The sequence below is a fragment of the Kocuria salina genome (assembly GCF_013368965.1).
GTDB lineage: Bacteria > Actinomycetota > Actinomycetes > Actinomycetales > Micrococcaceae > Kocuria > Kocuria rosea.
Genome location: NZ_SSSF01000001.1, coordinates 428,771 through 441,135, shown reverse-complemented (window position 1 = coordinate 441,135; position 12,365 = coordinate 428,771). Strand labels below are relative to the sequence as shown.

General features: G+C 74.4%; 16 protein-coding genes. 5 read left to right on the top strand and 11 right to left on the bottom strand.

What is annotated here, in order from left to right:
* Positions 1-22 precede the first annotated feature (22 nt).
* From E7Z53_RS02010 to E7Z53_RS20680, 5 genes are all read right to left on the bottom strand, one after another.
* Positions 23-187, bottom strand: coding sequence for a hypothetical protein (locus E7Z53_RS02010; protein ID WP_017834952.1), 165 nt, complete (start codon positions 185-187; stop codon positions 23-25).
* Between the two features lie 290 nt (positions 188-477).
* Complete coding sequence (locus tag E7Z53_RS02005) at positions 478-1,314, bottom strand: hypothetical protein (protein ID WP_126346715.1); 837 nt, start codon at positions 1,312-1,314, stop codon at positions 478-480.
* Between the two features lie 148 nt (positions 1,315-1,462).
* Positions 1,463-2,254 carry a VC0807 family protein gene (locus tag E7Z53_RS02000; RefSeq protein WP_126346714.1) on the bottom strand — a complete coding sequence of 264 codons (792 nt, stop codon included), beginning with the start codon at positions 2,252-2,254 and terminating at the stop codon, positions 1,463-1,465.
* Positions 2,255-2,264: 10 nt separating this feature from the next.
* Positions 2,265-2,885: a TetR/AcrR family transcriptional regulator gene (locus E7Z53_RS01995; protein WP_017834949.1), complete on the bottom strand. Its 621-nt coding sequence runs from the start codon at positions 2,883-2,885 to the stop codon at positions 2,265-2,267.
* A gap of 78 nt (positions 2,886-2,963) precedes the next feature.
* A complete protein-coding gene (locus E7Z53_RS20680) occupies positions 2,964-3,815 on the bottom strand; it encodes a helix-turn-helix domain-containing protein (RefSeq protein WP_176337059.1) in 852 nt (283 codons plus the stop codon).
* 88 nt (positions 3,816-3,903) lie between these two features.
* Between E7Z53_RS20680 and E7Z53_RS01985 the strand changes: the two genes are divergently transcribed.
* Both E7Z53_RS01985 and E7Z53_RS01980 read left to right on the top strand, forming a co-directional pair.
* Positions 3,904-4,488, top strand: a complete 585-nt coding sequence (locus tag E7Z53_RS01985) for a dihydrofolate reductase family protein (RefSeq protein ID WP_176337058.1) — start codon at positions 3,904-3,906, stop codon at positions 4,486-4,488.
* A gap of 76 nt (positions 4,489-4,564) precedes the next feature.
* Positions 4,565-4,936 (top strand): VOC family protein, encoded by a 372-nt coding sequence (locus E7Z53_RS01980; RefSeq protein WP_176337057.1) that lies wholly within the window; start codon positions 4,565-4,567, stop codon positions 4,934-4,936.
* A gap of 89 nt (positions 4,937-5,025) precedes the next feature.
* On the opposite strand, the gene E7Z53_RS01975 is transcribed toward E7Z53_RS01980, so the two are convergent.
* Positions 5,026-5,805, bottom strand: a complete 780-nt coding sequence (locus E7Z53_RS01975) for an alpha/beta fold hydrolase (RefSeq protein WP_217905333.1) — start codon at positions 5,803-5,805, stop codon at positions 5,026-5,028.
* Positions 5,802-6,416 (bottom strand): hypothetical protein, encoded by a 615-nt coding sequence (locus E7Z53_RS01970; RefSeq protein ID WP_035923711.1) that lies wholly within the window; start codon positions 6,414-6,416, stop codon positions 5,802-5,804. Before E7Z53_RS01970 ends, E7Z53_RS01975 begins: the two co-directional genes overlap by 4 nt.
* 102 nt (positions 6,417-6,518) lie before the next feature.
* Here E7Z53_RS01970 and E7Z53_RS01965 point away from each other — a divergent pair, with 102 nt between their 5' ends.
* On the top strand, positions 6,519-7,505 hold the full coding sequence (locus E7Z53_RS01965) for a GlxA family transcriptional regulator (RefSeq protein ID WP_035923709.1): 987 nt from the start codon (positions 6,519-6,521) through the stop codon (positions 7,503-7,505).
* A 35-nt stretch (positions 7,506-7,540) separates the two neighbouring features.
* Here the strand turns inward: E7Z53_RS01965 and E7Z53_RS01960 are convergent, their stop codons facing one another.
* The 3 genes from E7Z53_RS01960 to E7Z53_RS01950 form a co-directional block, all read right to left on the bottom strand.
* Entirely contained in the window at positions 7,541-8,131 is a 591-nt protein-coding gene (locus E7Z53_RS01960) for a GNAT family N-acetyltransferase (protein WP_176337056.1), read from the bottom strand.
* A 75-nt stretch (positions 8,132-8,206) separates the two neighbouring features.
* Positions 8,207-8,785, bottom strand: a complete 579-nt coding sequence (locus E7Z53_RS01955; RefSeq protein WP_109221531.1) for a dihydrofolate reductase family protein — start codon at positions 8,783-8,785, stop codon at positions 8,207-8,209.
* Positions 8,786-8,888: 103 nt separating this feature from the next.
* Positions 8,889-9,749 carry a phosphotransferase family protein gene (locus E7Z53_RS01950; protein ID WP_176337055.1) on the bottom strand — a complete coding sequence of 287 codons (861 nt, stop codon included), beginning with the start codon at positions 9,747-9,749 and terminating at the stop codon, positions 8,889-8,891.
* Positions 9,750-10,163: 414 nt separating this feature from the next.
* On the opposite strand from E7Z53_RS01950, the gene E7Z53_RS01945 reads away from it, so the two are divergent.
* Both E7Z53_RS01945 and E7Z53_RS01940 read left to right on the top strand, forming a co-directional pair.
* Positions 10,164-10,541 (top strand): TIR domain-containing protein, encoded by a 378-nt coding sequence (locus E7Z53_RS01945; protein ID WP_109221529.1) that lies wholly within the window; start codon positions 10,164-10,166, stop codon positions 10,539-10,541.
* A 70-nt stretch (positions 10,542-10,611) separates the two neighbouring features.
* Positions 10,612-11,640, top strand: coding sequence for an FAD-dependent monooxygenase (locus tag E7Z53_RS01940; RefSeq protein ID WP_176337054.1), 1,029 nt, complete (start codon positions 10,612-10,614; stop codon positions 11,638-11,640).
* Between the two features lie 31 nt (positions 11,641-11,671).
* Here the strand turns inward: E7Z53_RS01940 and E7Z53_RS01935 are convergent, their stop codons facing one another.
* Positions 11,672-12,175, bottom strand: a complete 504-nt coding sequence (locus E7Z53_RS01935; protein ID WP_095650125.1) for an SRPBCC family protein — start codon at positions 12,173-12,175, stop codon at positions 11,672-11,674.
* Positions 12,176-12,365 lie beyond the last annotated feature (190 nt).

The following is a 12,365-nucleotide window of genomic DNA, read 5'->3' as shown; positions in this document are numbered from 1 at the left end:
CCGGCACCTCGGTGCCGGCGGGTCAGTGCTGTCGCAGGGGGCGTCCCACGATCCCGGTGGACACCGCGAAGTACGCGGCCGCCGCGAACAGCAGCGTGGCCCAGCCGTAGGCCTGGGACCCCAGGGCCAGGACGGCGCCGTTGGCGACGAACAGCATGACGGCCGCGACCGTCAGCCACTGCGCCACCTGATTTCCGCGAACCTCTCGAACCCCTGCCACTGTCATCCCCTTCGTCGATCGCCTCCCGCCTGCGACCGCAGCCGGGATGAGGCCAAGTTAGGTGCCTTTCGGGACATATGTCAGTCGACTTAAGTCCAGACCTCGTGGGAGCCGCGCCAACATCGGGCCTGGTCAGGGGCAACAGGCGAACATGACGAAAGATGGCGCGGCCTGCGTCCAGGAACAGGGGCCGGCACACGAAGGGGCGGGGACGTGGTGTCCACGTCCCCGCCCCGGTCCTTCCGGTGTGCTGCCGCCTACGGCGCCGCGGGCACCGCACCGGCATCGGCGCCCGGCACGGCCTGCTCGGCGGCCGCGCCGGCGCCCGGCTGGACGGTGTCGGTCTGCCCGCTCTCCGACTCCTGGCCGCTCGTGTCCGGGAGGGTGCCGCCGGTCGTGGTGTCGTCCTCGGTCACCGCTCCGTCCGTGGGGGCGACCTCGCCCGGAACGACTCCACCCGGGGCCACGGTGACCTCCGCGTCGGGGACGGTCCCCTCGGCAGGGGCCACCTCGCCGGTGCCGGCGGCCGGGTCCTCGGCCGGGGCGGGGGCAACGTCGCTGCGCACGGAGACCGACTCGCTGCCGGTCACGGTGCGCTGGATCGTGCCCGTGCCCCCGGAGAGCTCGGTGCCGGTGAGCGCCTGGATGCCGAAGATCGCCGCGACCGCGAGGCCGAGGACGGCACCGGTGCTGACCAGGATGGGCTTCAGCCGCGGGCGCAGGGCGCTCCAGCGGCTGCCGGCGGCCACGGCGGTGCTGCCATCCGACTCGGAGGCGTCCAGGCCGGGGCGGGCAAGCACGCGCTGGGCCACGGTGGTCTTCACCTTCTTCAGGCCCCGGCGGCTCTTCTCGAGCGAGGCCGAGTAGAGCACGATGGCGATGCCGGAGACGATGCTGGTCAGTGCGGCGCCGAGGACGGTGCCGACGACGCTGAGGTGGCCGCCGATCACGGACATGGTCGCGGCGGTGGCGGCGCCGGCGAGCAGGCCCGGGATGTTCAGGGCCGGGCTCTTCTTCTCGGGCTGCTCCTCGGCCGGTGCCTGCGGATGGTCCTCGGCCGCGGGAGCCTCGGTGCGTGGTTTTTCCAGAGTCATGCTGTCCTGCTTCGGTTGCGGGGAAGGGGGTGCTGATCCCCGCGACGATGCTCGGGCCAGCCTTCCCCATTATCCGGACCCACCCGGGAAAGCACAGGCCGAGTGGGAACTCTCACACCTCGCGGTCCCCTGCGGGCGCAACGTGGCGTCAAAGGCCCAGGTCACCGTCCGGTCCGCTCCGGGCGCCCGGACCGCCGGGGACCGGGGGCGACCCGGCCGCCGTGGCCGGCGCGGCGGGCGGGCCCAGGTGCCGCCGCCCGTACGCCTTGCCGGCCTGGACGACGGCGACCAGCAGCACCAGCAGCAGCGCCGCGGCGGCGGCCGGGACCGCGTCGACGGGCAGGGTGTAGGCCATGACCGCGCGGGCGCCGGTCGCGATCAGGAAGGCGGCTCCCCACCCCGCCGTCATCGCCCGGAAGATCCGGCGGAACACGGGGTCGTGCTCCCAGTCGTGCCTCCAGCGGGCGGCGGCCTCGGCGGGCATCAGGGCCACGGTGGCGTCGAAGAGCGCGGACCGGCCGCCGGCGAGACTCGTCAGCAGCCACGCGCCCAGCAGCGCGGTGAGCCAGCCACCCAGGGCCATCAGCAGCCGGGCGTCGGCCGTGATCAGCCCCACGGCGGTGTTGAGGGCCAGCACGGACAGGGTGAAGGCCCCGAGCCGGTCCAGCCGGCGGGTGCGGGCCGCGGCGCCCAGCACGCGCAGCAGCGGGGCGAGCCCGCCGAGCACCAGCGCCACCCAGGGCTCCGCCCCGGCCAGCCGCAGTCCGTAGTACAGGGCGAAGGGCAGGACCAGGCCCGCGCCCAGCAGTCCCACCAGCGGATGGCGCCGGCAGCGCGCCGGCGTCCCGGCCGGCGCCCCGCCGGCCGGCGCCGGGTGCCGGTCGGGCGGCGCCCCGGCAGGTGGAACGGTCGGCCGCGGGGTGGGGTCCGGGACGCTCACAGCGCTCTCCTCAGGGTCTCTTCCGGGTCGCGAGCCCGACCACGGAGACGAGCTCGCGGGTGTAGGTGCCCAGGTCGAAGTCCGGGTCGGTGACCAGCCGCCCGGAGGCGGTGTCGATCGCCCCGCGGACGAGGATCGCCAGGGCGTGGGCGTCGAAGTCCCGGAAGACCCCGGTCTCCTGCCCGTCGCGCAGCAGGCGCTCCAGGTGGGCCAGCACCGGGTCGGCCCCGGACGGGGCGAACCGGGGGGCGCCGTCCGGGGCGCGCAGGTTCATCACGATCTCGGTGACCGCCCGGATGTCCGTCGGATGCCGGCCCAGGAAGGCGAGGTTCGCCTCCACGTAGGCGGTCAGCACCGCCGAGGGGTCGGTCTCGGCGTCGGTCCGGGCCGCGATGGCGGCCCCGGCGCGGCGGTAGACGTCGACCACCACCTGGGCCAGCAGCTCGTCCTTGGACGTGAAGTAGTAGGAGACCACGCCCTTGCTCACGCCGGCGCGGCGGGCGATCTCGGCCAGGGAGGCCCGTCCGTACCCGGACTCGGCGATGGCCTCGATCGCGCACGCCAGGATCTGGGCCCGGCGGGCCGTCTCCGTGAAGGTCGGGGAGTCACCCGACGCCTCGTTTGACCGCATGGTCAAAATATAGGCTGCGCGGTCAATCCGGGGAAGGGGAGGGCCGAGTGTGACGCTCCGCGGTCGAGGCAGGACTCGTCACACCGTCTGCGAGGACGGGGAGGGAAGAGGGCGTGTCCCGAGCAGGGTGAACGCGGTGGGCCGCCGGGCCCGCGCGAGGGCAAGGGGCGACTCGCCCGCGAAGCGCCGCACCTCCCGGGTGAGGTGGCTCTGGTCCGAGAGGCCGTGCCGGACGGCGAGCGCCCCGAGACTCCGGCTCCCCAGCTCCGCGTGCAGACGCTCGAACCGGATGACCTGTGCTGCGACCTTGGGCGGGACGCCGGTCACCTCGTCGAAGCGCGCGCGCACGTGCCGCACGCTCCAGCCCGAGCGCCGTGCCAGCTCCGCGATCCGCGCCTGTCCGCCCGTCCGCTGCAGCTCCGACCACGTCCACTCCACCAGGGCATCGGCCGGTGCCCCTGCCCCGGCGAGCCGCACCAGTTCCCCGACCACGATCGCGAAGCACTGGGGCCAGCCCGGCGCCTCGGCGAGCCGGTCGGGCAGGTCGTGGCCCCACCGCGGCACCAGGTCCGCCAAGGGCAGGACGTGCCCGGCGGTCTCCCGGCCCGGCATGCCCAGCAGCCGGCAGGCGCCCGGTGGGGTCAGATAGATCTGCACGGACGCGTGCCGGTCGAAGAAGACCGTGCGCACCGGACCGGGCATCAGCCCGGCGAGGAAAGCGCCGTGGGCCGTCTCCGCTCCGGTGGGAAGCGCCCGGACGTGCAGCGGTGAGGTGAAGGAGATCTCCAGCACCAGGAAGCTGCCGGCCGGCTGCACCCGGGACCGCCCTCCCGGCGGAGCGAGTTCGTCGAAGCCCACGATCCCCGCCACCAGCCCCCGCAGCCGAGGCGGCACGGCGTGCCGGAGGACCGTCGGCGCGGACCCGCTCACGTCTGCCCTCTGTGCCGTGCCGCTTTCTTCAAGACACCCTCGGCCCCGGAGTCCTACCGTCGGAGGAGGACGAGGAGAGGACCCCACGATGGGCGCGCTGGTCATGATCGAGTTTCTGACGGTCGACGGAGTCATGCAAGGGCTGGGGTCACCCGGGGAGGACCCGGAGGGCGGGTTCGTGCACGGCGGCTGGGGCGCCCCCTACGCCGGGAGCGTCCACCAGGTCACCGCATCCGCGGGGTTCGCGAGGACCTCGAGCTACCTCTTCGGGCGCCGGACCTACGAGAAGATGGCCGCGTTCTGGCCCCACCAGCCGGCCGACGACCCCGTGGCCGCGCATCTGAACGCCACCCCCAAGTACGTGGCCTCCCGGACCCTGACCGAGGCCGCGTGGCCGGGGACACGGATCCTCTCGACGGACGTCGTCGACGCCGTGCGGGGGCTGAGAGCGGGCGAGGACGGGGACATCGCAGTGCTGGGCAGCGGCGTGCTCTGCCGGGAGCTGCTCGCGGAGGACCTGGTCGACGAGATCCGGCTGTTCGTCCACCCACTGCTGCTCGGATCCGGCAAGCGGCTGTTCGGCGAGCTGCCGGTCCCGCGCCGGCTCGCGCTGAGATCGGTCGCCAGGACGCACCTCGGGACCGTCGCGCTCGTCTACGGCACACGGGCGTGAGCGGCCCGTCATGATGGGGACGTGGGGCCGGTCGACCTCACCTGTCCATGGGGAAGAGCTGACACAGGAGGAACTCATGATCACGAACGTGGCGGCGGCGGTGCTGTACGTCGGCGACCAGGACGAGGCCCTGGCGTTCTACCGGGACATCCTGGGGTTCGACCTCGTGACGGACGCCGACATGGGCGGGGGCGCTCGCTGGATCGAGGTCCGGCCCCACGGCGCGCAGACGTCGATCGTCCTGTCGGCGGCCTCGGCCTCCGGCAAGGACCCCGGCGAGGGCGCCCACCTGACCTTCACCGCCGACGACGTCGCGGCGACCGTGGCGGAGCTGTGCTCCAGAGGTGCCACGGTGTCCGATCCGGTCAGCGAGCCGTGGGGGACCTACGCCACCGTCGACGCGCCGGACGGGCACCGGCTGCAGTTACACGAGCGTCGGGGCCGCTGACGGCCGCCCCGTCCCGGTCCGGACCGGGACGGGTCCGCCGGGCGCGCTCGGCCGCGGCGAGACGGTCCCGGTGCTCCATCAGGACGAGGTCAGGGGTGATGAGTGTCGTCATCGGGACTCCTGCGGGGAGGCGGCGGTCCGCGGTGTGACGTGCGCGCACCGGGTGTCGTGGCCCCGAGGGACCGGTGGTAGGCGACCAGCCGGTCGGCCAGTTCCGCGGGGTGCCCGAGCATCGGGCAGTGGTCGCCGGGCATCACGTCCGGTTCGAGGCGCAGACGGTCCCGGGTAACGCGACGCATGAACTCCAGCGGCAGGAACCGGTCGCCGCGGCTCAGCAGCACCCGGGTGGGAACCGCCGGCCAGGAGGCCAGCGGCCAGGGCGCCTCGAACGGGGTGGCCGACTGCTCGCGCTGGTGGCGGAGGAGCTCCTGGGCGAGCCCGGCCGGTGTGTCGTGGAGCATGAGGTCCAGCGGATCCACCGGCGCGGCGGGGTCCCGCCCGTCGAGCGCGTCCTGCCGCTGCCGGGCCTGGGCGTGGCCGGTGTTCCCCCACCAGTCCCCGGGGGCCTCGCCGGGAGCCGGGATCTGCGCCTGGAGCATGACCAGCAGAGCGGCCGAGACCCGTGCCGCCACGAGCGGCGCCGTGAACCCGCCGAACGAGTGCCCGACCAGCACGGCGTCCCGGCGGGTGCCCAGCGCCTCGACCACGGTCGCCGTGTACTCGGACAGCCCGGCGGCGTCGTCGTCGACCGGCAGATCGGCCGCGACCACGTCATGACCACGGGCCCGGAGCTCGGCGCTCAGCAGGTGCCAGTACCAGGCGTCCACCGCCGCGGCGTGGACCAGGGCGAAGACAGCCACCGGGCTCATCCGGCGAGGGCGAGAGCGAGGACGCCGACCCCGAGGGCGAGATCGAGGGCACCGCACCACTCGGCCAGCGACCGCGAGACCACCTCGTGGCGGTGCCAGTGCACCAGGTCCCACGCGGCGTGGCCGATCAGGCCAGCAGCGACCAGCACGCGCCCGGCCTCCGGGGAGAGCCAGAGCGCACCGAGTCCGAGCGCCATGAACCCGACGGCGGCGAACGGCTGCCAGCGATAGGCCCCGGGCCGCGAGAAGGTGCCCCGGACCGCGCCGACGACGACGGCGCCCAGCACGACCGCGGTCATGGCGGCCAGTTCGACGACCGGCCCCGCCCCGGCGAGCCGGGCCGTGACCACGAGGACGACCAGGACGGCGAGCACCGGCCAGGACCAGCGGGGACGGTCGAGCACGGCGATCACCACGTACCCCGTCGTCGCCAGCACCAGCACCAGGAGCACGGCTGTGACGCTGCGCGGGTCGTCGGTGGCGAGGTTGAACGCGGCGAACGCCAGGCCGAGGATCGCGGGCCACCGCCGTGCGATCGCCAGGACGGGTCGGGGCGCCGACGATGTCGGTGCCGGAGCGGAGAGGGTTGCGGACGGAGACCGGTGGTTCATGCCACGAGGGTAGGAGCGGCCGGACGTCACTCTTCGGACCCGTCCTCCGCTGCGTCCGGAATCCTGGGATACTCGTCCCACACCGGGTGACAGGGGAACCTGATGGCTGATCGTGCCACGGCGGTGATCGCCTACGACGGGGCGGAGCTGCTCGACATCGCCTGCATCACCACGCCCCTGGCCCTGGCCAACATGATCGGCCGGCCTCGCGACCCCTACCGGGTGCAGGTGCTGAGCCTGCGCGGGGTCCCGATCCGCTGCGAGACCGGTCTGACCCTGCAGGCGGACGGCGCCCTCGAGCACGTGCTCGGACCGGTCGACACGATGATCGTGACCGGCGGCCTCGGCCACCACCGCGCCGCCGACGCCGAGCCCCTCCTGCGGCACGTGCGGCGCCTCGCGGCCACGAGCCGGCGGGTGGCCTCCGTGTGCACCGGCGCCAGCGTCCTGGCCGCCGCCGGGCTGCTCGACGGGCGGCGCGCCACCACGCACTGGCGCTTCGCCGCCGACCTCGCCCGCCGCTATCCGCAGGTCGAGGTCGACCCGGACCCGATCTACATCCGCGACGGGCGGATCGCCACCGCCGCCGGGGTCACCAGCGCGCTGGACCTGACCCTGTCCTTCATCGAGGACGACCACGGCGTGCCGCTGGCCCGCCAGGTGGCCCGCAACCTCGTGACCTACCTGCAGCGGCCGGGCAACCAGGCCCAGATGAGCCTGTTCACCGGCGTCTCCGGAGGAGGCAACGACGTGGTGCAGCAGGCGATCGGGTTCATCACCACCCACCTGGACGCGGACCTGTCCACCGCGGCCGTCGCCGACCACGTCGGGGTCAGCCCCCGCCACCTCACCCGCCTCTTCGACGCGCACCTGGGCCTGCCGCCGGCCCGGTTCGTGCGGGAGGCCAGGACCGACGCCGCCGCCCGGCTGCTGGAGTCCAGCTCGTTGCCGGCGGCCGCGATCGCCCAGCGGTGCGGGTTCGGCTCCGCCGAGGCCCTGCGGCAGAGCTTCGTGGGCCGGTACGCGATCTCGCCCACCGACTACCGGGCCCGCTTCAGCCGCCCGCCCCGGGCCGCGCCCGCGTCCTGACCGCGTGCCCGGTGCGGGCCACGCTCAGGCCCCGCTCACCGCAGCGGCAGCCGCATGAGGATGCGGGGGAACCCGTTGAGGACCGAGGTGGTGTCGGCGGTCTTGGTGAAGCCGGCGCGCTCGAACATGGCGCGGGTGCCGACATAGGCCATCGTGGTGTCGACCTTCCGGTCCCCGTTGTCCACCGGGTAGCCCTCGACGGCCGGCGCGCCGTGGCTGCGGGCGTGCTCCACGGCGCCCTCGAGCAGGGCCTGGGCCACACCCCGGCCCCGCTGGCCGCCGCGCACCCTGAAGCACCACACGGCCCAGACCGGGAGGTCGTCCACGTGGGGGATGCGCCTGCTGTGGGCGAAGGAGTGCAGCTCGGCCCGCGGGGCCACGCCGCACCAGCCGACCACCGTCCCGCCGTCGTAGGCGAGGACGCCCGGCGGGATCGGCCGGGCGCACAGCTCCTGGACCCTCTGCGCCCGTTCCCGGCCGGTCAGCGCGCGGTTCTCCTTGGAGGGGAGCCGGTAGGTGAGGCACCAGCAGACCGCCGAGTCGGGGTTGCGGGGGCCGAGGACGGTGGCGACGTCGTCGAACCTCTCGCTCGTCGCCGGTCGGATCGTGAACGCGGTGGAAGTCATGGTCGTTCCTCGCTGCTGGGCGGAGTGTCGCCGGCCGTTCTCTTCACCGAGGGAGAACCCGCCGTCCTGACCACCCTACGGGCGGCGGTCCCAGGTCAGGACCACGTGGCCGCCCTCGAACGTGCTGACGTCCGTCAGGTCGAACCGGGCGGGCGAGAACTCCCCGGCGTCGAAGGCCGGCCGCCCGGCCCCGGCGAGCACCGGGTAGAGCTTGACGACCACCCGGTCGATCTCCGGGAGCACCGCCGCGGCCAGCGACGCACCGCCGACGAGACAGACGTCGAACGGCGAGTCCTCGGCCTTGAGCGAGCGCACGAGCCCGGCCGGGTCCTCGCGCACGACCGTCACCTCCGGGGTGAGCTCCTGCTGCGTGGTCGACACGACGTACTGGCGCAGGTGCGCGTACGGACTGACCACGCCGATCGCCAGGGCTGGCTCGTAGGTGCGCCGGCCCATGACCACGGTGTCGAAGTGCCGGTGGGGCGCGTCGTCGATGCCGAGGTGGGTGCGGACGTGGGTCGGGAGGGTCTCAGGGAACTCCTCGCCCAGCCAGGCGCCGTAGGCGTCGGAGAGCGGGAAGAAGTCGGTCTCGTCGTGCGGGCCGGCGATCCGGCCGTCGATCGAGACGCCGATGAAGTAGGTCAGTCGTCGCATGCTCCCATTCTCGGCCGGTGCACCGGGCGACGTCACGGCAGTCCCGGACGACGACGGGCGCGGTGCCGCGCGGCAACCGCCGAGGGACGGCGCCGGGTCCGCCTCACCGACCGCGCCGGACACGGTCGAAGGTCTCCCGGGCGACCTCCCACGTGGTCTTGCCGACGTCGAAGTGGTCGGTGAGCATGTACACCCCGATCCAGCGCTGGTAGGTCCAGGCGCGGTCGAGGAGCCCGGGGTCCCTGGGCCCGGTGTAGCGCTCGTGCACCGCGCGGACGAAGTCCTCGCCGTACTCGTGCAGCTCCGCGAAGTCCACGGCCGGGTCACCGACACACATGTCGCTGAAGTCGATCACGCCGAGCCGGGCGTCGTCGTCGTCCCAGAGCAGGTGCCGGCTGTAGACGTCGTTGTGGACGACCACCTCGGGGAGGTCGGCGGCGAGGAGCGCGTCGACGTCGGTCAGGATCCGCTCCACCTCGTCCAGTTCGGCCGGAGTCAGCACAGCGGGCAGGTGCGCGGCGGCCGCGCTGCGGACGTCGTCCTGGTCCTCGGCCAGGAAGGACGCCGGCACCTGCTCCAGCGGGGTGCCGGGGACGGGTGCGGTGTGCAGGGCAGAGAGGAAGCCGGCCAGCTGGTCCACGAGCGCGTCGCGCGCCGTTCCGTCCAGGGAGGCCAGCACCTCCGGCTGGAGCGTGCGGCCGGGCAGGAGCGGGTACCCGGCGAACGAGCCGTCCGGCGCCACGCGGTCGTAGCGCGGGATCCGCACCGGCAGCCGCGGGGCGAGGTGGGCCAGGACCGCGACCTCCCGGCCGAGCGCCTCCGTGTACGGCGCCTCCTGCGGGAAGCGGAACACCAGGGCCTCGTCCAGGACGACGATGACGTGGTCCCAGCCCTCGGTGATCCGCCGCGCCCTCGACCACGTCAGTCCGGGGAACGCCGCGTCGATGCGCTCCAGCTCGTCCATGCCGCTCCTTCGTCGTCCTCCGGATCCGTCCGGCGCGGGCTCCTTGCGCGCGGTGGTGCCGGTGCCGAGCGCGCGGGTCACGTCGGGCCGCAGTGCTGGGCCGGCGGGCGGATTCCGGTTCGTCGCCCACCGGCCGGTCCCGTCGACCTCTCGTGCCCCGGTGCGCGGGGGTGTTCTCGGGACCGCGGTGCTCGACGGGCTCAGCCCGGGTGCGGGGCAGGCGCAGCACCATTTTTCCACCCCGCCCGCGGGCAGGCCAGAGCGCACGGAGGGCGTTCGGGCCGCGCACTGCACATCGGGACATCAGAGGTCTTCATGAAGGGATGTTGCTTGGCTCCGCCCGCCGGACGGCGCCGACCGCATATGGTGCCTTGCACTAGGACAAACTTTCGATGTGGCAGGGAGTTGACGGCAATGGCGCCGAAGACTGTATTTCTGGCGTTCGCGGAGCAGGACGAGCTGTTCCGGAACCTTTTCACCGCGCAGTGGGACCGGGCCGGGGACCAGGCGCGGTTCGTGGAGCCGCCCGGGAACGGGGCGAGCGCGGACGAGTGGAAGCAGGACGTGCGGGACCGGATCCGCCGCAGCGACGGCGTGATCGCGCTGATCGGCGGCGGCACGCCGGCATCGGACGCGGCGCGGTGGCAGATCCGGTGCGCGGTGGCCGAGGACAAGCCGCTACTGGGTCTGTGGGTGGAGCCCGAGGCGCGGAAGAAGCCGGCCGAGATGGGCCCCGCCCGCTGCGAGACCTGGACGTGGGAGAACATCGGGAACTTCCTGGACCGCCTGTAGTCCGGCCGCCTGCAGCTCGACCGCCCGGGGCACGTCTCGGGACCGGGACCCGCCGACCACAGGAGGAGCCGTGCGCGGATCGGCCGTCGTCATCGGTGCGGGCATCGCCGGCCTGGCCACCGCCCGCGGCCTGCTCGGCGCGGGCTGGTCCGTCCGGGTGCTCGAGCGCTCCTCGGGCCTGCCCGGCGCCGGCACGGCGCTGGGCATGTGGCCCGAGGCGATGCGGGCCCTGGACCGACTGGGGGTGGGCGAGCAGGTCCGGGCCGCCTCCGTGGAGCAGCGGGGGGCGCGGCTCCTCCGGCCGGACGGCACCGAGATCGCCCACCTCGGCCCCGGGCGCACGGCCCGGCTGGTCCCCCGGCCGGCGCTCCTGGCGGCGTTGGCCCAGGGCCTGCCCCCGGACGTCATCGCGTGGAACGCCCCGGTGACGGACCACGGCGCCCTGCCCGCGGCCGACGTCGTCGTCGCGGCGGACGGCGTCCACAGCCCCGTCCGCGCCGCGCTCTTCGGCGTCGCCCCGCGGCCGCTGGGCACGGTCGCCCTCCGCGGCACCGTCCCGGGCCCGGCGGACGGCGTCACGGAGACCTGGGGGCCGGCGCGGCTCTTCGGGATCACCCCGCACGACGCCGAGCGCACCAACTGGTTCGCGAGCGTCCACGCCGACGTGCTCGCCTCCGCCGCGTCCGAGCGCGACGACGCCCAGGCCCTCCACCTGCTCTACGGCGACTGGCACCCGGCCGTGCGGCGCGTCCTGGCCGCCCTCGGGGGCACTCCGATCGACCGGCGCACGCTGCTCGACGTGCCCCCGCTGCCGTCCTATGTCCGGGGGCACACCGTGCTCCTCGGCGACGCCGCCCACGGCATGGCCTCCAATCTCGGCCGGGGCGCCTGCGAGGCCCTCCTCGACGCGACGGCGCTCGTCGAGGCGCTGAGCGCGGCCTCCGACGTGCCCGGCGCCCTGCACCGGTACGACGCCGTACGCCGCCGGCCTACCGTCCGCACGGTGCGTCTGGCCCGTCTGGCGAACCGCGTGGGCACGGCGCGGCACGGGCTGGCCGTGCGCAACGCCGTGGTCGCCGCGGCGGCCCGCCTGAGCTGACCGGGTCAGGCGCTGGTCCCGACCCCGTCCGTCACGGTGCGGAGGACGACGACGCGGCGTCGGCCTCGGCCACGCGCTTGAGCCGCTGCAGGCTCTCCCGCAGACCCTGGCGCATCGTGGTCATCCGGTCCCGGTCCCGGCCCAGGGTGCCGATGATGAACCAGCCGATGCGGCCGACCGGGCGGGCGATCTCGTAGGACTCCGTCACTCGGGTGCCGGTGCCCTCCGGCTCGAACCGGTAGCGCCACACGAGGGTGCCGGCGAAGCGCTCGGTGCGGGCGAAGGCGAACTCCCGGCCGGGCTCGGCGGCCATGACGATCGGCGTGTTGTGCCACGGGAACCGGGAGTCGGGCGGCACCCGGTTGCGGGCCCGGAAGCGTGCGCCGACGCGGGGTCCGCCGTCGTCGAGCCAGACGACCTCGTCGACCTCGGGACTGTACTCGGGGGTGCGGGTGACGTCGGCGACGAGGTCGTAGACCGTCCGCGGCGGCGCCTCGACGTGGATGGAGTCCTCGGCGCGGCCCAGTGTCTGCATGGTGGTCCTCCGTGCGGTGTCCGAGTGACGGGGCCTGGGCACCCCGGGGGGAGCGGCGGGCCGGGTGCTCCCACGGTAGGACCCCGGTGCGCCGGGGCCGCCCGGGTGAGACCGGATCGTTGCTCGCCGCGGCTGCGTGTCGCCGCGGCCTGCGCGCGTCCCGCCGACCGGGCGCCCGCACCGGTCCATG

Coding starts and splice junctions, on each gene's coding strand:
- E7Z53_RS01960 (WP_176337056.1), bottom strand. CDS start 8,131: ATGACTTCCACCGCGTTCACGATCCGACCGGCGACGAGCGAGAGGTTC.
- E7Z53_RS01955 (WP_109221531.1), bottom strand. CDS start 8,785: ATGCGACGACTGACCTACTTCATCGGCGTCTCGATCGACGGCCGGATC.
- E7Z53_RS01945 (WP_109221529.1), top strand. CDS start 10,164: ATGGCGCCGAAGACTGTATTTCTGGCGTTCGCGGAGCAGGACGAGCTG.
- E7Z53_RS01995 (WP_017834949.1), bottom strand. CDS start 2,885: ATGCGGTCAAACGAGGCGTCGGGTGACTCCCCGACCTTCACGGAGACG.
- E7Z53_RS02005 (WP_126346715.1), bottom strand. CDS start 1,314: ATGACTCTGGAAAAACCACGCACCGAGGCTCCCGCGGCCGAGGACCAT.
- E7Z53_RS01965 (WP_035923709.1), top strand. CDS start 6,519: ATGGCTGATCGTGCCACGGCGGTGATCGCCTACGACGGGGCGGAGCTG.
- E7Z53_RS01950 (WP_176337055.1), bottom strand. CDS start 9,749: ATGGACGAGCTGGAGCGCATCGACGCGGCGTTCCCCGGACTGACGTGG.
- E7Z53_RS01970 (WP_035923711.1), bottom strand. CDS start 6,416: ATGAACCACCGGTCTCCGTCCGCAACCCTCTCCGCTCCGGCACCGACA.
- E7Z53_RS01935 (WP_095650125.1), bottom strand. CDS start 12,175: ATGCAGACACTGGGCCGCGCCGAGGACTCCATCCACGTCGAGGCGCCG.
- E7Z53_RS01985 (WP_176337058.1), top strand. CDS start 3,904: ATGGGCGCGCTGGTCATGATCGAGTTTCTGACGGTCGACGGAGTCATG.
- E7Z53_RS01975 (WP_217905333.1), bottom strand. CDS start 5,805: ATGAGCCCGGTGGCTGTCTTCGCCCTGGTCCACGCCGCGGCGGTGGAC.
- E7Z53_RS01980 (WP_176337057.1), top strand. CDS start 4,565: ATGATCACGAACGTGGCGGCGGCGGTGCTGTACGTCGGCGACCAGGAC.